The sequence below is a fragment of the Lacrimispora sp. genome (genome assembly GCF_046972725.1).
GTDB lineage: Bacteria > Bacillota > Clostridia > Lachnospirales > Lachnospiraceae > Lacrimispora.
This window is the reverse complement of sequence record NZ_JBKVXF010000001.1, coordinates 1030527-1047130: the sequence shown is the minus strand read 5'-3', so window position 1 is coordinate 1047130 and position 16604 is coordinate 1030527. Positions and strand designations below refer to the sequence as shown.

Annotated in this window: 16 protein-coding genes; 11 read left to right on the top strand and 5 right to left on the bottom strand. The window is 44.6% G+C overall.

Going from position 1 to position 16604, the window contains the following annotated elements:
* Positions 1-31 precede the first annotated feature (31 nt).
* On the bottom strand, positions 32-610 hold the full coding sequence (locus tag ACLTWA_RS05105; protein WP_412326491.1) for a hypothetical protein: 579 nt from the start codon (positions 608-610) through the stop codon (positions 32-34).
* A gap of 104 nt (positions 611-714) precedes the next feature.
* Here ACLTWA_RS05105 and ACLTWA_RS05100 point away from each other — a divergent pair, with 104 nt between their 5' ends.
* Entirely contained in the window at positions 715-2118 is a 1404-nt protein-coding gene (locus ACLTWA_RS05100; RefSeq protein WP_412326490.1) for an RsmB/NOP family class I SAM-dependent RNA methyltransferase, read from the top strand.
* Here ACLTWA_RS05100 and ACLTWA_RS05095 read toward each other — a convergent pair.
* The gene (locus ACLTWA_RS05095; protein WP_412326489.1) at positions 2081-3001 is read right to left on the bottom strand and encodes an RluA family pseudouridine synthase; all 921 of its coding nucleotides are present in this window, start codon (positions 2999-3001) and stop codon (positions 2081-2083) included. The genes ACLTWA_RS05100 and ACLTWA_RS05095 overlap by 38 nt on opposite strands.
* Before the next feature lie 88 nt (positions 3002-3089).
* On the opposite strand from ACLTWA_RS05095, the gene ACLTWA_RS05090 reads away from it, so the two are divergent.
* Positions 3090-3359 (top strand): U-box domain-containing protein 56, encoded by a 270-nt coding sequence (locus ACLTWA_RS05090; protein ID WP_412326488.1) that lies wholly within the window; start codon positions 3090-3092, stop codon positions 3357-3359.
* A gap of 37 nt (positions 3360-3396) precedes the next feature.
* The gene (locus ACLTWA_RS05085; protein WP_412326487.1) at positions 3397-4275 is read left to right on the top strand and encodes a YitT family protein; all 879 of its coding nucleotides are present in this window, start codon (positions 3397-3399) and stop codon (positions 4273-4275) included.
* Positions 4276-4288: 13 nt separating this feature from the next.
* On the opposite strand, the gene ACLTWA_RS05080 is transcribed toward ACLTWA_RS05085, so the two are convergent.
* A complete protein-coding gene (locus ACLTWA_RS05080) occupies positions 4289-5527 on the bottom strand; it encodes a DNA polymerase thumb domain-containing protein (protein WP_412326485.1) in 1239 nt (412 codons plus the stop codon).
* A 109-nt stretch (positions 5528-5636) separates the two neighbouring features.
* Here ACLTWA_RS05080 and ACLTWA_RS05075 point away from each other — a divergent pair, with 109 nt between their 5' ends.
* Together ACLTWA_RS05075 and ACLTWA_RS05070 are read left to right on the top strand one after the other, a co-directional pair.
* Positions 5637-6956, top strand: a complete 1320-nt coding sequence (locus tag ACLTWA_RS05075; protein ID WP_412326483.1) for a D-alanyl-D-alanine carboxypeptidase family protein — start codon at positions 5637-5639, stop codon at positions 6954-6956.
* A gap of 60 nt (positions 6957-7016) precedes the next feature.
* Positions 7017-7877 carry a tyrosine-protein phosphatase gene (locus ACLTWA_RS05070; RefSeq protein WP_412326482.1) on the top strand — a complete coding sequence of 287 codons (861 nt, stop codon included), beginning with the start codon at positions 7017-7019 and terminating at the stop codon, positions 7875-7877.
* A gap of 80 nt (positions 7878-7957) precedes the next feature.
* On the opposite strand, the gene ACLTWA_RS05065 is transcribed toward ACLTWA_RS05070, so the two are convergent.
* Positions 7958-8839: a helix-turn-helix domain-containing protein gene (locus ACLTWA_RS05065; protein ID WP_412326481.1), complete on the bottom strand. Its 882-nt coding sequence runs from the start codon at positions 8837-8839 to the stop codon at positions 7958-7960.
* 104 nt (positions 8840-8943) lie between these two features.
* Positions 8944-10533 (bottom strand): potassium/proton antiporter, encoded by a 1590-nt coding sequence (locus ACLTWA_RS05060; protein ID WP_412326480.1) that lies wholly within the window; start codon positions 10531-10533, stop codon positions 8944-8946.
* Positions 10534-10674: 141 nt separating this feature from the next.
* Between ACLTWA_RS05060 and ACLTWA_RS05055 the strand changes: the two genes are divergently transcribed.
* From ACLTWA_RS05055 to ACLTWA_RS05030, 6 genes are all read left to right on the top strand, one after another.
* Positions 10675-11520: a YitT family protein gene (locus tag ACLTWA_RS05055; RefSeq protein ID WP_412326479.1), complete on the top strand. Its 846-nt coding sequence runs from the start codon at positions 10675-10677 to the stop codon at positions 11518-11520.
* Positions 11521-11652: 132 nt separating this feature from the next.
* The gene (locus tag ACLTWA_RS05050; RefSeq protein WP_412326477.1) at positions 11653-12231 is read left to right on the top strand and encodes a lipoprotein; all 579 of its coding nucleotides are present in this window, start codon (positions 11653-11655) and stop codon (positions 12229-12231) included.
* Between the two features lie 288 nt (positions 12232-12519).
* Entirely contained in the window at positions 12520-13974 is a 1455-nt protein-coding gene (locus tag ACLTWA_RS05045; RefSeq protein ID WP_412326476.1) for an acyl-CoA carboxylase subunit beta, read from the top strand.
* Positions 13975-13991: 17 nt separating this feature from the next.
* The gene (locus tag ACLTWA_RS05040) at positions 13992-14744 is read left to right on the top strand and encodes an OadG family transporter subunit (protein WP_412326475.1); all 753 of its coding nucleotides are present in this window, start codon (positions 13992-13994) and stop codon (positions 14742-14744) included.
* Between the two features lie 21 nt (positions 14745-14765).
* The gene (locus tag ACLTWA_RS05035) at positions 14766-15158 is read left to right on the top strand and encodes a biotin/lipoyl-containing protein (RefSeq protein WP_412326474.1); all 393 of its coding nucleotides are present in this window, start codon (positions 14766-14768) and stop codon (positions 15156-15158) included.
* Between the two features lie 25 nt (positions 15159-15183).
* Complete coding sequence (locus ACLTWA_RS05030) at positions 15184-16596, top strand: oxaloacetate decarboxylase subunit alpha (protein ID WP_412326473.1); 1413 nt, start codon at positions 15184-15186, stop codon at positions 16594-16596.
* Positions 16597-16604 lie beyond the last annotated feature (8 nt).

Here is a 16604-nt window from a genome sequence, read left to right as displayed (position 1 = left end):
GGTCCTTTTAAGGGCCGGTCCCGGTTTTGGATTATACAGAGTCTTTTGCGGCGGGAATAAAGTTTGGGGAATACAATTTACAGTAAAGCTTTTGAAGCAGCATGGCACAGGACAGGATAAAAAATATTTCCAGTGCGGTACTCACAATGCCTGTTAATATTAAAAGCAATGAAGATAAAACTGTAATACCAGCAAGACCCAGCAGGTAAAGACGATAGGCAATGTGATTCATGCAGTACAGTTTCCAGATAATCATGGACAGGCAGATAAGAAGAGAAACCGATGCCATGAAGGATAATACCACGTGCAGAACCGAGCGAAACGGCTGGGAATTTGGAAGATAAGGTGTCAATACTCCCAAGGCAAGAAATAAAAGGGCAGAGTTGCTGATTGCCTTTTCTTTTTCATTCCGGGGAAGTCTGGATATAATTTGTTTCAGAACATAATAAAAGTAAGTTCCTACAATAATCCCCCATATGAGAAATAGGTTTTTACGGCTGGAGATGTTCCCCAGTACGGAAAAATTTAATGAAAACCAGTCGGTCCCCCAGGCAAAAAGAATGGTATAAAGGGGGATGATAACGTAAGCGGTAATGGTTATTAAGAGCATGCAGCACCTCCCAAAGTTCATCTCTTACTATTCTGTCAATATCTTGGAAAAATAACAGCAAATTTTGATATTTCATAAAAAATATAAAATTCAGAGGATTAACGATGATTCAAATACCAGATGCATTCAGGGAAAAAATGAAACGTCTTTTAGGAGATGAATATGATTCATTCATAGACAGCTATGAAAAGGAAAGGGTTCAGGGACTTAGACGAAATCCGCTTAAGGTTTCGGAGGAAGAATTTAATCACATATGTCCCTTTGACCTTCAGAGAATTCCATGGGTGAAAGAAGGGTATTACTATAACGCAGGAGAGCGTCCGGGGAAACACCCTTACCATGAAGCAGGTCTTTATTATATTCAGGAGCCAAGTGCCATGGCAGTTGTGGAACTGCTGGACCCCAGGCCTGGAGAGATAATCCTTGACTTGTGTGCGGCTCCGGGAGGAAAAACCACCCACATCGCAGGGAAGATGAAGGGAAAGGGGTTTCTTGTAAGCAATGAGATTCATCCTGCCAGAGCTAAGATCCTTTCTCAGAATGTGGAGCGCTTTGGAATCGGCAATGCGGTGGTGACCAATGAAGATTCCGGCCGTCTATCGGCACGTTTTCCCTTATTCTTTGACCGGATCGTGGTGGATGCGCCCTGCTCCGGGGAAGGTATGTTCCGAAAGGATGAGTCTGCAAGGCTGCAGTGGTCTTTGGAACACGTGGATATCTGTGCCAGAAGGCAGGAACAGATTCTGTCAAATGCAGCGGCTATGTTAAAGCCCGGCGGAACTATGGTCTACTCTACCTGTACCTTTTCCCCGGAAGAGAATGAGCAGGTCATAGAAGCATTCCTGCTTGCCAATCCGGATTTTTCCATTATGGATATGGGAGAGCGCCAGGGGTTATTTAAAGGCCGTCCGGAATGGAGCAAAACCGGGCGCAGTGATTTGAGCAGGACCTTTCGGATATGGCCTCACCGGTCAGACGGAGAAGGGCATTATCTTGCAGTATTGAAAAAAGAAGGAACCAAAACCGGCCGCTTAAAACGGACGTATCCTTCCTACTGTACGGAGCCTGCTGTAAGAAAGGAGGCAGAAGGCTTTTTAAAAGAACTTTTGATTCAGCCGGAATCCTTTCTGCAGCAGAAGGAGTACATTCTTTTTGGGGATCAGCTTTACCTGATTCCTCCGGAAATGGTTGATTTTAAGGGGCTGAAGATCGTCCGTCCGGGCCTTCACATAGGTACCATAAAAAAGAACCGGCTGGAACCTTCCCATGCTCTGGCTCTTTTTCTGAAAAAGGAAGAAGTAAAGCAATGGGCTGATTTTCCGGCTGACGGAATGGAAATTGTTAAATATCTAAAAGGAGAGACACTTTCTGAAAAAGCCCCTCTCCGTTCCCGGCTTTCTAAAAAAGGCTGGGTATTAATGAACACAGACGGCTTTTCCATCGGCTTTGCCAAGCTGTCTGGAGGTATCTTTAAAAATCACTATCCCAAAGGCCTTCGGTGGATGTGACTCCGATAAACTGCATATCTTTTGGAAGCGGTGCCTCAAAGGAAAGAGGCACCCTTTTTATGGGGTGATAAAAATCAAGACGGAAAGAGTGGAGCGCCTGTCTTTTGATGTACCGGTAGTCCGGATGATAAAGAAAATCTCCAGGCAGTGGAAATCCGATGGATTTTAAATGAACCCGGATCTGATGGGTACGTCCGGTTTCCAGACGGAGTCCTGTAAGAGAGTGCCCTGTAACAGGGTCATAATAAAGCCGTTTATAGTGGGTACGGGCCGCCTCCCCGGTTTGGTCCGCGCACCGTTCAATGGTGGACCCCTCCACTCTCTTGATGGGCTTGTCAATAATCCCGCTCTCCGGCAGCTTTCCGCAGACAATGGCAAGATATCTTCGGTGGATATCCCGACGTTTTACCATATCGGAAAGGAGGCATGCGCTTAATGGATTTTTTGCCAGGATCAAAAGTCCAGTCGTATCCCGGTCCAGCCGGTTGATGGCCCGGTAAACAAAACTTTCCCCCTTTTCCTTAAAATAATGGGCCACACCATTGGCCAGCGTATGCTCAAAATTCCCCTGTGAGGGATGAATGGGAACACCAGCGTCTTTATTTATTACTAACAGATGTTCATCCTCATATACGATGTGAAGCGGCATAGGAGTAGGAACAATATGCCTTGAACTTTCTTCGTCTTTTAAAAGAGCGGTAAGAGTCTCTCCGCACTCCAGCCGGTGAGTGGTATAAACCAGCTTTCCGTCAATGGTCAGTCCGTTTTCCGTATTTCTTAAATGCCGGATTAGCCCCCTGGAATAACCCTGATCTAAAAGATACCGTTCCACGGTCATATCTTTTTGTTCTTGTGTTATGTGGTAAGTCATGATCATTTTCATAAAGCGATTCTATCATGGCACCATGGGATTGACAAGAAAAAACGAAAGGTTATAATTAGCTTGTAGAAAATTAAGGAGGATATGGGTCATGCTCAATCAGGATATTTATGATTTATTAGAAAAAGAATTTGAAAAGAATGGAATAGAGGAAGATGTAGAAGAAATTTTATTGGATATGGCAGAAGCTCTGGCCGATCAGGGAATTATGGATAAAGAAGTGCGTTTAAAGGAATCCTATGGAAAGACACCGGTTGAAGTGACAGGAATCTGTTCCGTAGAAGAGGGGGAAGAAACCGTTCTCATAAAGACCTTAAAGATCGGCAAAAAAGAATTTGTAATTGAAGATTATTTTCTATGATGGAACAATCAGGAAGTGGAAATGGAGGCCCATACTTATGAAAGGAATCAGGCAGGAATACCCGCTGAAAGAATTGGGAATGGATCTGTTATGTGATCTGGCGGGAGCATTTTTGTTCAATATAGGAATCTACAACTTTGCGGTAAATGCAGAGTTTGCACCTGTAGGCATATCAGGTGTTGCGCTGATTTTGCGCTATCTTTTCGGTCTGCCCATGGGAATTGTGTCCATCGTCTTAAATCTTCCTATCATATTGGTCAGCTACCGGCTTCTGGGCAGACGGTTTTTGCTTCGCTCCATGAAAAGTATGGTGATTTTTGCCCTGGTGCTTGATTATGTGGTTCCCATGCTTCCCGTCTATCATGGAAATCCTCTGTATGCATCTGCCTGTACGGGAATATTCTCCGGTTTAGGCTTAACGATTGTCTATTTAAGAAACTGCTCTACCGGAGGAACGGACTTTCTGGTCATGGCAATCCGCAAGATCTTCCCCCATTTCACCATCGGCCAGATATCTCTGGTCATTGATTTCATTGTCATTATGGCAGGTGGTCTGGTCTTCCGTAACGTGGATGCAGTTATTCTGGGAATGATCTCCTCCATCGTAACAACCATGGTAATTGACAAAATCATGTACGGACTGGGGGCAGGGAAACTGGTCTTTGTCGTAACCTCCCATGAAAGAGAAGTGGCCCTTCACATCGAGGAAGCAACCGGGAGAGGCTGTACCTTCTTAAAAGGACAGGGTTCCTATTCTCTGGATGAAAAGAAAATCGTCATGTGCGCATGCAACAACAGCCAGGTGGTACCAATCAAGCGAGCCATCCATAAGGTGGACCAGGATGCGTTTTTGATTATAACGGATTCCAATGAGGTTTATGGGGAGGGATTTAAGTCCATCGGGGGACAGTGGTAAGGGAGAAGAAATCTTACAAATGCTTTCCCTTCCCGGTTACATGATCCACAATCGTGTCTCCCTTCAAAAAACTTGCCCGCATCACACTATCCGTTCCGAATTTATTCCGTATATGGTCCACTGCCTTTTCCATCTCTTTCATCTTCCGTACCTGTTCGGATTCAAACAGGCTTAACTGATCATACCCTTCTTCAATTATTTTTGTGGCCCGGACCCCGATGAGCCGCAGGGGCGTACGGTCCCAGAAGTCTTTCAGGAGCTTGCAGGCATTATCATAAATCATGGCGGTGGAATCCGTAGGATTATTTAAGGTCGTCTGATGAGACTGGGTGTGAAAATCCCAGTCTTTGATTTCTACGCATACACAGTCGCACAGAACATGGTCATGGCGGAGTCTTGCTCCTACGGTTTCGCACAGGGAAAGCAGGACCTGACAGGCAGTATCATAATCATCGATGTCGCGGGACAGGGTGGTGCTGTTCCCGTAACCCTTGTACAGCGGTTCCCGTTCGCCTACCGGAGAGTTGTCGATGCCGCAGGCATAGTCGTGGATGAGTATGGCATACTTTTCCCCAAGCAGATGTTTTAGATAATTCACGTTGCAGGCGGCTAATTCCCCGATGGTGTGGATGCCGATACTTTCCAGTTTATTTTTCGCGGAGTGGCCTACAAAAAACAGTTCTCCGATGGGAAGAGGCCACATCTTTTCTGCAATTTCGTCGGCAAATAAAGTGTGGCAGAGGTTGGGCTTTTTAAAATCAGAAGCCATCTTTGCCAGAAGCTTATTAGGCGCAAGGCCCACATTTACCGTAAAACCAAGCTCTTTTAAGACCCTTTCCCGAATCTGGTTTGCCACAGCTAAGGGAGGGCCGAACAGATGGATGGTGGAGGTCATATCAAGAAAAGCTTCGTCAATACTGAACTTTTCAATATCAGGTGTGTAATTGGATAAGACCTCCATCAGCTGCCGGGACTTTTCCGTATATATTTGAAAATGGGCTGGCACAACGGTTAGCTCCGGGCATTTTTGTAAAGCAGTGACGATGGGTTCGCCGGTGGTGATGCCGTATTTTTTGGCAGGCGTGGATTTGGCTAAGACAATTCCGTGTCTTGAGGCGGCATCTCCTCCGACTGCTGAGGGAATGGTTCTTAGATCCAGGGCCTCCGGATCCTTCTCCAGTCGGTCCACGGATTCCCAGCTTAAGAATGCAGAGTTCACATCAATATGAAAAATCAGTCGTTGCGGTTCCATGATCTCCTCCTTTCTTTTTTATTATACCGAAAATACGTTCGAATTGTAAAGGGAATAATTAAAAAAACTGCGGAATAGGATAAAATAAAGTCAAGCGGGAGGCTCTTTCATGAGGCATGTCATAGGAGTGTTTCTGGCGGTAATTGCCTTTGCTCTTTTTTTACAGGCTGGGACCTGGGCATTTAGGCTGGCAGAAAGAGAGACTGTCAATGGAGAAGTAACTGTAGAAGAAGAAAAGAAAGATAAAAACCAACCGGTACAGACAAAAGATGAATTGAATCTTTATGCTCAGTCAGCGGTTTTAATGGATGCCTCGACCGGCCGCATTTTATATGGAAAAAATGAGGATCTGGCACGTCCTATGGCCAGTACTACAAAGATTATGACCTGTATCATAGCGCTGGAGCATGGAAACCTTTCCGATACGGTAACAGCCAGTCAAAAGGCAGCATCTCAGCCGAAAGTTCATCTGGGGGTCTATAAAGGGGAAACATTTTTATTAAAGGATCTGCTCTACAGCCTGATGCTGGAATCCCATAATGATGCCGCTATGATGATTGCCGAGCATGTGGGAGGAAGCATGGAGGGCTTTGCAGAGCTGATGAATCAGAAAGCCAGAGATTTGGGCTGCAGCAATACATACTTTATTACGCCAAACGGACTGGATGCCAAGGAAGAAAAAGATGGACAGGTGAAGGAACATTCCACCACAGCAGCAGATCTTGCCAGAATTATGAATTACTGCATCGGTCAGTCCCCAAAGAAGGATGAATTTCTGGAAATAACAGGAACACAAAATTATTCCTTTCAGGATCTGGAAGGCAAACGTTCCTTTGGGTGCACCAACCACAATGCCTTGCTGACTTCTATGAACGGCGCATTTTCGGGGAAAACAGGATTTACCGGAGGGGCCGGATATTCTTATGTGGGTGCGTTAAGAAATGACGGAAGGGTTTACACCATTGCCTTGCTTGGCTGCGGCTGGCCTCCTCATAAAACTTATAAGTGGTCAGATGCAAGAAAATTGTTTCAATATGGACTGGACCGCTACCATTATAGAGATGTATACCAGGAAACGAAGTTTGGAGATATTTTAATAAGAAATGGAATTCCTCCTTCCGGCAGGCTGGAAGATCCGGTGCTGGTACCCTGTGATATCGGAGAATCGGAAGAACGAAGCTTAAAGGTTCTTCTTGCAGATGATGAAAAAGTAACGGTGGACATGGAGATACCAAAGGAACTGGACGCTCCGGTAAAAAAAGGCCAGACCGTTGGATCGGTAGTATACCGGTTAAATGGGGAGGTTCTAAAAGCCTATCCGGTTTCTTTGATGGCTGGGGCGGACCGTCTCACACCATTGTGGTATATAAAAACAATTATCAGAAATTATCTTTCCATGCCGGGAATAGACATATTTTCTTTCTCTTAAGGAATTCGTATGGTATACTGGTGAAAGTTACTGGCTGTGTAATTGCATTAGGAGGTTGACATGAAGATGAAAGCGACAAGAAACAGCACCGGGCGTATTGCCTTAGAGAATCTTCCCAACACCAGGGATCTGGGAGGATTAAGAACGATAGACGGCCGACGCATTCTTCCGAACAGGCTGATCCGCAGCGGAACCTTATTTGGTGCCACAAAAAGGGATATTCAAATACTGGCAGAGCAATACGGTCTGGGAACTGTGATCGATTTCCGTACGGAGACGGAACGCAGACAGAAGCCTGATCCTGAGATTCCTGGAATCAGGAATATCTTCAATCCCATACTTGATGAAAAGACGGTGGGAATCACATTTGAAGAGGGAGAAAAGCAGGACAGGGAAAAGGCGGAAGAGATTTATGCAGGAATCATGGGCCATGCAGTAACTCTTAAAGGGAAACCGGAGCAATACATAAATAAGCTCTATGAGGACCTTGTGCTCAGTGACTGCGCAGCCAGACAGTACGGACGATTTTTTGATCTTCTGCTTGAAGCAGATGACAGAGCCGTGCTATGGCATTGTAGTGCCGGTAAGGACCGGGTCGGCATTGGGACCGCACTGCTTCTTTCGGCGCTTTTGGTAGACCGTGACACCATTGTAAATGATTTTGCAGTAACCAATGATTATGTCATGGAAGGTGCAGAAAAGATTTCTTTGCTTGTAAAAGAAAAGACCGGAGATCCTATCCTTGGGGATTGTGTTCGGGTACTTTTAACAGTCTCAGAAGATTATATCCTTCATGCATTTTCAGCCATGGAAAAGTGCTGTGGAACTGTAGATACATACCTGACTGAACGCATTGGCCTGTCTATGGACAAAAAACAGCAGCTGAGAAGAAAGTTTTTAACGGAATCGGCTGCAGAATAATTCTTTCTATAAACGAACCTCCGTACCTGGCATTGACCGGCACGGAGGTTCGTTTTTTTTCTTTTTTACGGGCAGTATAATTATTTAATCGGATGAAGTTCTATATATCCTCTTTCACCTGTAGGCTCCAGCTGAATGCGGGGATTTGTTTTATCCCATTGTGCGCCGATTATACTGGGGTCATATTTTTTGATGGCAGCCTGCAATTCTTCAATGGCCTGGCAATAGTCTTCCTCCTCAAACGGTTCTCCTTTGAACATCAGATATTTTGCGGCGGGAAGTTTTATGATGTCAAATCCCTCAGGAAGTGGGCCGTCATAGTCGGCAGAAACTTCCACACCCTGAACGTATTCAGAGGTTCCAGGCAAAATATAAGCTGGCGGAAGCCACAGACAGACGGGTTCGCCGCTGATGGATTTTATGCTGGTAAGCAGCCCCCATACCTCACATCCGACTTCTTCACAGTAAGCAAAATAGCCGGCTGCCTTCACCCCTCTTTTCAAAATGACTTTTCTTTCTGGTTTTTCGATTGTCTGAATGAATACATGTTTTACTTTTTCCATTGTTTTCTCCTTTCCTGGGGTTCGATATTTAACTCCATAAGGGGTGAAAAGATAGACAGGAATGGGATTTTTGGCATACTTGCGGGGATTGCATTTAAATTCACGAAAAAATGCACGTTGATAGCCGTCTGTACTTCCAAAACCCAGGTCCAGTGCAACATCAATCACTTTGCAGCAGTTATCCCGTAACCGCAGTGCGGATTTTGAAAGCCGCAGCCGTCTGATATAATCAGCAGGCGTCATTTCCGTCCATTGCAAAAACAGCCGGTAAGAATACCACGGTGAGAATAAAGATGCCCTTGATAAGTCTGCAAGTGTAAGCCTTTCTGAAAGATGGGCTTCAATATAGTCCTGCATTCTCTGGACCGCTTCCATTTGTTCCTCCGATCGTTCTTCCATTTTGCACCTCCTTACATTACCTATCATACAATGACGGAAAGAATAATTCTCGACTATTTTTGCTCAGTAAAACCAATGAATTCATGTACAATAAAAGCCTTGTTTTATGCATTCAGAATCAGACGGTCCCCATCCTTTACACAGGTCTGACCGTCGGGGATGAGAGAGTTTCCAGATCGTTGAATGAGAAAGATCAGGGTATCCTTGGGCAGTGTCAGATCGCTGATTTTCTGATTGACCCATGGATGGTAGGGGCCGATCTGAACCTCTCTGAGTTTCATACTGCTATCTGTATAGGCCGTACTGTTTAAGATAATCGTATCATCTGCCAGTATCATGGTATCTCCTCTGGGAATCACTGTTTTTCCGTCTCTCAAAATCATAACAGCCATCATCCCGTCAGGAATAATAATATCTTTTAAGGTATGGTCGATCCATGGATGGCCCTTTGGCAGCCTGATTTCTGTCAGATGGACAGCAGGGTCTGCACTGTAATCATTAAAGGTCCTGAAGATATCGTCCGTAGGCCCGATCACATTCAGTTTCTTTGCCATCCAGGGCAGTAAAGATCCCTGAATGGATACGGAAAGCAGACAGACACAAAATACAATGTGGAAGATATCAAGTTCAAGTGCATTGGGACTTAACACGGCCAGTATGGCAAAAACAATGGATACGGCTCCCCGCAGGCCGGCCCATGAAACTAAAAGCTGTTCCCGGAAAGGAACTTTAAAAGGAGTAAGAATGAGTGCAACAACGATCGGCCTTGCGATAAACAGCATAAAAGTCCAGATGCCTGCGGCGGGTAAGAGGACCGGAATGATTCTGGAAGGAAAACAGAGCAGTCCCAGAAGGAAAAACAGTACGATCTGCATCACACCTGTGATTCCGTCAAAAAAGTGAACCATCTCCGCTTTATAATGAATTTTACTGTTTCCAATGATGATTCCTGCTATGTAAACACTCAAAAATCCATTTCCGCCTATGGAATTGGAAAGTCCGTAGGTCAACAGAGCCATGGACATGCCAAGAATGGGAAGCATCTCTCTGGATCTGAAATGATCGATTCGGAAAATAAAATATCCGGCACATCCGGTCACTGCACCAAAAAGAAGGCCAAACAGCACCTCTTTGCTAAAAATAATGCCTATGGAAGCCGCTGAAGCCTTTCCGCTCATAATTCCGAGAACAATGATGGTGAGCATATAAGAGACAGGATCATTGCTTCCGCTTTCCACTTCAAGAACAGAAGCCATACCATTCACCAGATTTAATTTTTTGACTCTCAATATGGAAAAAACGCTTGCGGCATCCGTGGAACTTAGAATGGAGCCGATGAGAAAGCCTTCAAGCAAAGATGTTTTTAAAACGTAATAACAAAATAAACCGGTGATAACTGCAGTAAGAATAACGCCTGCGCTGGATAAGATAATAGACTTGGCTGCCACTGGCCTGGCTTCGTGCCAATTGGTGCAGAATCCGCCGTAGAACATGATAAAAACCAAAGCAATGGAGCAGATGGTCTCAGAAAGAGCGTAATCAGAAAAATTAATCCGGAAAATACCATCCGTTCCAAACATCATGCCTAAAAGAATGAAAAGTAGCAGTGACGGAACGCCGATTCGGTAAGATAGGTTACTGGCTAAGATGCAAAGGATGCAGATAATAGCCGCTACAATTAGATATAGTTCCATAAATTTCCTCCTTGCTAACGATGTCAAAATAAGTATATCATAAAAATTAAAAAGTGGAAAAGAAGAAATTAAATTGAACAAAATATTAACCCGTGATATAGTAGTTATGTTTGTTTACTGGAGGAAAGGAAGTTTAAAATCATGAATATGAAAAAGATTACAACGGTACTGGCAGGCAATACGATCTATGCGCTGGCAGTTTCTCTCTTTATATTGCCGGGAGGCCTGATTACCGGAGGGACAACGGGGCTTGCGCTGGTGTTCCATCACCAGCTGGGCATTCCCATAGCGGCTTTTGTGGCAGTTTTCAATATTCTTATGTTTGCTGCAGGAGTCATGGTATTAGGAAAAGCATTTGCCTTTACCACACTGATCAGTACGTTTTATTATCCCGTTATTTTGGGAATATTTGAAAGGCTGTTTGGAAATGAGGGAATTACCGGCGACCGGATGCTGGCTACGGTATTTGCGGGACTTTTTATCGGAGTGGGAATCGGATTGGTGATCCGGGCCGGAGCGTCTACGGGTGGCATGGATATTCCGCCTCTGATTCTCAATAAGAAGAAAAATTTATCTGTATCAATAACCATGTCCGTATTTGACAGCATGATTCTGCTTTCCCAGATGATTTTTTCCAACAAAGAGCAGATTCTTTATGGAATCTTGCTGGTGCTTATCTATACGGTGGTACTTGATAAGGTACTTTTAATCGGAAGAAATCAGATGCAGGTAAAAGTCATCAGTGAAAAATATGAAGAAATCAATCAGTGCATCCAGGAAAAAATGGACCGGGGGACCACGCTGTTAGCCAGTGAAGGCGGCCATTTGAGACAGGCATCGTTTGCCGTCCTTACAGTAATATCGGGCAGGCAGCTATCTAAGCTCAACGAGCTGGTCATGGGGATCGATCCTCATGCATTTATGATCATCAATCAGGTAAATGAAGTCAGGGGAAGAGGGTTTACTCTCCATAAAGAATACAAATAACAAAAGAAAAAATAACAGATTCTTACAGAAAACAGTCTAAGGTTTACAGTTTTAGAAAGTCTATTGACTTACGATCTTTTCAGGTGCTATACTGTGGCCGAAGCAAAGAATGGACGCAGGGAGGAACCGGAAATGATGAGAAAAAAGTTCAGTTGCATATGTTTTGTCATGGTAATGGCGGCGCTTTTTTTGGCTGGATGTGGCAGAAAGGAAGCTTCGGATACCAGTGGAGCTCCTATAGAGACAACGGAATCGGAGACTGCGGCCAGCCGTATGGAAAAAGCTATGATACAGGAAGAAGCTTCTGAGACATCGGAAGAAGAGGAAGCAGAAGAAGTGGGCGAGGCAGGACCGGGAGCGATGGAAAGCAGCCAGAACCAGGACCCTGATACTAAAGTGGAAGCATTTGCAGAAAAAGTTCAGGAAGCAGTTTCAGACCGGAATCTGGAGGCATTGGCAGATTTGATTTTTTATCCGTGTGTTTTCATAACCGGGGATCAGGAAAAGATCATCCTTCAAAACAGGGAGGACTTGACAAAGCAGAATCCGGATATGGTGTTTGGCGATGATTTGATGGTAGCAGTAGCCAATGTTGATACCGGTACCCTTCAGGTAGCTCAAAAACGTGTTGTTCTTGGAGAAGGAGAATCCTATATCACGTTCCAAGTGAAGAACGATGGCACCATTGGTATCATTGAAATAAAGGAATAACGAATAAAAAAGAATTGCTATGTGAAAAGATAACAAAATTTAAAGACAAAAATATACATATCGACGGATATCTCGACACATTACGTCAGAATGCTTATTTTTGATGAGAGCGTAAACTTGTTAATTGTTGAAAATTAATAATTTTATGCTCTTTTTTTGCTAAAAACAGCTTGTAATTCGTCAAATTTAATTATACAATTATAATCGGCAGAAATTAGTGTTATTCTATGATTCTTCCGCCTTTTGAGGACAGAATTATATATTTATTACAAAATGGAGGATTGCAAAATGAGTAATTCAACACAAACATCAGCAAGTAATCGGATTCATACTTTGCTTGATGAGAACAGTTTTGTTGAAGTTGGCAGCTATGTAACTGCAAGGAGCACAGACTTTAACATATCAGCAAAGGAGACTCCGGCTGACGGTGTTGTTACTGGCTATGGTACGATTGAAGGCTGTCTTGTCTATGTGTACAGCCAGGATGCATCCGTTCTTGGCGGTTCTGTAGGGGAGATGCATGCAAAAAAGATCACAAAACTTTACAATATGGCTATGAAAACAGGAGCACCTGTCATCGGCTTAGTTGATTGTGCAGGATTAAGACTTCAAGAAGCAACCGATGCTTTGAATGGTTTTGGCGAAGTTTATTTAAGCCAGACTCTGGCTTCCGGTGTGATTCCCCAGATAACCGCAGTATTCGGGGCATGCGGCGGAGGTATGGCTGTTTCCGCAGCTATGGCAGATTTTACGTTTATGGAGAGCAAAAGCGGAAAGCTGTTTGTCAATGCTCCCAATGCCATTGCGGAAAATTATGTGGAAAAATGCAACACAGCTTCCGCTGATTTCCAGAGCAAAGAGGCTGGTATGGTAGATTTTACAGGAGAAGAAGAGGAGCTTTTATCAAAGATCCGGACTCTTATATCCATTCTTCCTGCAAACAACCAGGATGACCTGTCTTACAGCGAATGCAAAGATGATTTGAACCGTGTATGTTCTGACCTGGCTAATTATGTTGGGGATACGGCAATCGCCCTCACTCAGATTTCCGATGACCAGTTCTTTATGGAGACAAAGAAGGACTATGCTTCTTCCATGGTGACTGGATTTATCCGGTTAAACGGCGCAACCGTAGGCTGTGTTGCCAACAGAACGGAAGCGTATGATGAGAGCGGTGTTAAAACCGCCGGTTATGAGGCACTCTTAACCGCAGATGGATGTGAAAAAGCGGCAGAATTCGTGAATTTCTGTAATGCATTTGATATCCCTCTTTTGACACTTGTGAATGTCAGAGGCTATGAAGCGACAAAATCTGCTGAAAAGCGTATTGCAAAAGCATCTGCAAAATTAACTTATGCCTTTGCCAATGCAACGGTGCCGAAAGTAACCGTTGTGGTCGGAGAAGCATTTGGAACTGCGTACTTAACGATGAACAGCAAATCCATTGGTTCCGATGTGGTCTATGCCTGGGAAAACGCCTCCATCGGTATGATGGATGCTGCGGAGGCAGCAAAGATCATGTATGCAGATGAGATTGCAAAGGCAGAGGATGGAAAATCTCTTATAAATGAAAAAGCGGAAAGCTATAAGCTTCTTCAGTCCAGTGCTGTTGCTGCAGCAAAAAGAGGGTACGTTGATGATATCATTGATGCGAGTGAGACAAGAGCCAGAGTGGCAGCTGCATTTGAGATGTTATTTACAAAAAATGAGGATCGTCCCGCAAAGAAACATGGCACGATTTAGAATGAGGTGACAGGGATATGAAACTGAATTTGAAACGAGTAGCAATGGGACTTACTATGGCAGTCTGCCTCTTTTCATTCACTGTAAACAGTAAGGCTGAAACCGCACCCGCAGAGATCGATGCCAATGTTCAGACGCAGCTTGAGCAGCTGCCGGGTCCTTATCTGCAGATGTTTGTGAATTTAAAGGATGAGGACGTAGCTGCATTCAAAGCCGAATGGGAAAGTCAGGACCGGTTTGCGGCACTTTCAGAAGCTGCAGATTCCTGGCAGGACATAAAAGCAGATCTTGGAACTCTGGTATCCATTGGAGAAGATGTTACAGTAAAAGCTGCAGAGCAGGGATACAGTGCAACCGTAAATGCTGTATTTGAAAAACAAAGCCTGGATTTTACTGTCACAGTTGATCCCCAGATGACAAAAATCATAAGTGCAACGTTTGAGCCTGAAAAGGCTGCAAACAGCCGGGAAGACTTCTATGGCTGGCTGGCAGTGGGTGCTATCGTACTTGTAGTGGTGATCATTGCATGGCGAAAACACAACGGAGCTCCGGAAAGCAGTTCTGAAGAAGAAAATTCCGGTGCAGCTGCCTTTGTTCCGGCTGATACCGGAGGGAATGCCGTCAGCGAAGAAACGGTAAATCTTACAGACGATCTGGAGCTGGTGGCGGTCATTACTGCTGCAATTGCTGCAAGTACAGGAAGTTCACCAAGTGGCCTGGTAGTCCGCTCGATCAGACGTGCACCAGCCAGTAAATGGAAAAACGCTTAAATAATCAGGAGGATTTTCATCATGAAAAATTATACAATTACAGTTAATGGTAATGTTTATGACGTAACCGTAGAAGAGGGTACTTCTAAAGCAGGAGCGCCAAGAGCAGCAGCACCGGCTCCTAAAGCAGCAGCGCCTGCACCTGCAGCAGCACCGGCTCCGGCAGCAGCATCTGCACCAGCGCCCGCAGGCACACAGGGTTCTGTGAAGGTTTCTGCGCCAATGCCAGGAAAGATCCTGGGTGTCAAGGTCAGTGCAGGCCAGGCGGTGAAAAAAGGAGACGTATTGGTGATTCTTGAGGCCATGAAGATGGAAAATGAAATTGTATCACCTTCTGACGGAACTGTTGCAAGTATCAATGTAACCTCCGGTGAATCTGTAGATTCCGGTGCAACATTAGCAACTTTAAATTAAGGAAAAATGACCAGGAGGTAAGACAATGGCAGATATAGAGAAAAAGCCGGTCAAGATTGTAGAGACAGCCCTTCGTGATGCTCATCAGTCTTTGATTGCTACAAGAATGACGACCGAACAGATGCTTCCGATTGTGGAGAAGATGGATCAGGTCGGCTATCATGCAGTAGAATGCTGGGGCGGTGCTACCTTTGATGCATGCCTTCGCTTTTTAAAGGAAGATCCCTGGATGAGACTTAGAAAATTAAGGGATGGCTTTAAGAATACAAAGCTGCAGATGTTGTTCCGCGGACAGAACATCTTAGGCTACAATCACTATGCTGATGACGTGGTAGAGTACTTTGTTCAGAAGTCTCTGGCAAACGGAATTGACATCATCCGTATCTTTGACTGCTTGAATGATATGCGTAACTTACAGACTGCTGTAAGTGCATGTAATAAAGAAAAAGGCCATGCTCAGGTGGCTTTAAGCTATACACTGGGTGATGCATATACTCTGGATTACTGGAAGGATATTGCAAAAAGAATTGAAGATATGGGTGCTTCTTCTATCTGCATCAAGGATATGGCAGGTCTTTTGATTCCTTACAAAGCAGAAGAACTGGTAAGTGCGCTGAAAGAATCTACAAATCTTCCAATCGATGTTCATACGCACTATACTTCCGGTGTTGCTTCCATGACTTATTTAAAGGCAGTGGAAGCTGGTGCTGACATCATTGATACAGCAATGTCTCCACTGGCCCTTGGAACCAGCCAGCCGGCAACTGAGGTCATGGTTGAGACCTTCCGCGGAACTCCGTATGATACAGGCTTTGATCAGAACCTTTTAGCGGAAATCTGTGCTTATTTACAGCCAATCCGTGAAGAAGCATTAAAGAGCGGGCTTTTAAATCCAAAAGTACTTGGTGTTGATATTAAGACTCTGCAGTATCAGGTACCAGGCGGCATGCTTTCCAATCTGGTGAACCAGTTAAAGGAAGCCGGACAGGAAGACAAATATATGGAAGTTCTTCAGGAAATCCCAAGAGTCAGAAAAGATCTGGGGGAAGCACCTCTTGTTACCCCGTCATCCCAGATCGTTGGTACACAGGCAGTTTTAAATGTGATCAGCGGGGAACGTTATAAAATGGTTACGAAAGAAACGAAAAAGATGTTCTTAGGCGAATTCGGACAGACGGTAAAACCGTTCAATGCAGAAGTGCAGAAAAAGATTATTGGAGATGAAACTCCCATCACCTGCCGTCCGGCAGATAAAATCGAGCCTCAGCTTCCTAAATTCGAGAAGGAATGTGCACAGTGGAAGCAGCAGGATGAAGATGTATTATCCTATGCACTGTTCCCTGCTGTTGCAAAAGAATTCTTTGAATACCGTGCTGCACAGCAGACCGGTGTGGACCAGACGGTTGCAGACAAAGAAAGCAAAGCATACCCGGTATAACCGGACTT

Coding starts and splice junctions, on each gene's coding strand:
- ACLTWA_RS05070 (WP_412326482.1), top strand. CDS start 7,017: ATGAAGATGAAAGCGACAAGAAACAGCACCGGGCGTATTGCCTTAGAG.
- ACLTWA_RS05080 (WP_412326485.1), bottom strand. CDS start 5,527: ATGGAACCGCAACGACTGATTTTTCATATTGATGTGAACTCTGCATTC.
- ACLTWA_RS05075 (WP_412326483.1), top strand. CDS start 5,637: ATGAGGCATGTCATAGGAGTGTTTCTGGCGGTAATTGCCTTTGCTCTT.
- ACLTWA_RS05055 (WP_412326479.1), top strand. CDS start 10,675: ATGAATATGAAAAAGATTACAACGGTACTGGCAGGCAATACGATCTAT.
- ACLTWA_RS05095 (WP_412326489.1), bottom strand. CDS start 3,001: ATGAAAATGATCATGACTTACCACATAACACAAGAACAAAAAGATATG.
- ACLTWA_RS05045 (WP_412326476.1), top strand. CDS start 12,520: ATGAGTAATTCAACACAAACATCAGCAAGTAATCGGATTCATACTTTG.
- ACLTWA_RS05060 (WP_412326480.1), bottom strand. CDS start 10,533: ATGGAACTATATCTAATTGTAGCGGCTATTATCTGCATCCTTTGCATC.
- ACLTWA_RS05040 (WP_412326475.1), top strand. CDS start 13,992: ATGAAACTGAATTTGAAACGAGTAGCAATGGGACTTACTATGGCAGTC.
- ACLTWA_RS05050 (WP_412326477.1), top strand. CDS start 11,653: ATGATGAGAAAAAAGTTCAGTTGCATATGTTTTGTCATGGTAATGGCG.
- ACLTWA_RS05105 (WP_412326491.1), bottom strand. CDS start 610: ATGCTCTTAATAACCATTACCGCTTACGTTATCATCCCCCTTTATACC.
- ACLTWA_RS05085 (WP_412326487.1), top strand. CDS start 3,397: ATGAAAGGAATCAGGCAGGAATACCCGCTGAAAGAATTGGGAATGGAT.
- ACLTWA_RS05065 (WP_412326481.1), bottom strand. CDS start 8,839: ATGGAAGAACGATCGGAGGAACAAATGGAAGCGGTCCAGAGAATGCAG.
- ACLTWA_RS05030 (WP_412326473.1), top strand. CDS start 15,184: ATGGCAGATATAGAGAAAAAGCCGGTCAAGATTGTAGAGACAGCCCTT.
- ACLTWA_RS05100 (WP_412326490.1), top strand. CDS start 715: ATGATTCAAATACCAGATGCATTCAGGGAAAAAATGAAACGTCTTTTA.
- ACLTWA_RS05035 (WP_412326474.1), top strand. CDS start 14,766: ATGAAAAATTATACAATTACAGTTAATGGTAATGTTTATGACGTAACC.
- ACLTWA_RS05090 (WP_412326488.1), top strand. CDS start 3,090: ATGCTCAATCAGGATATTTATGATTTATTAGAAAAAGAATTTGAAAAG.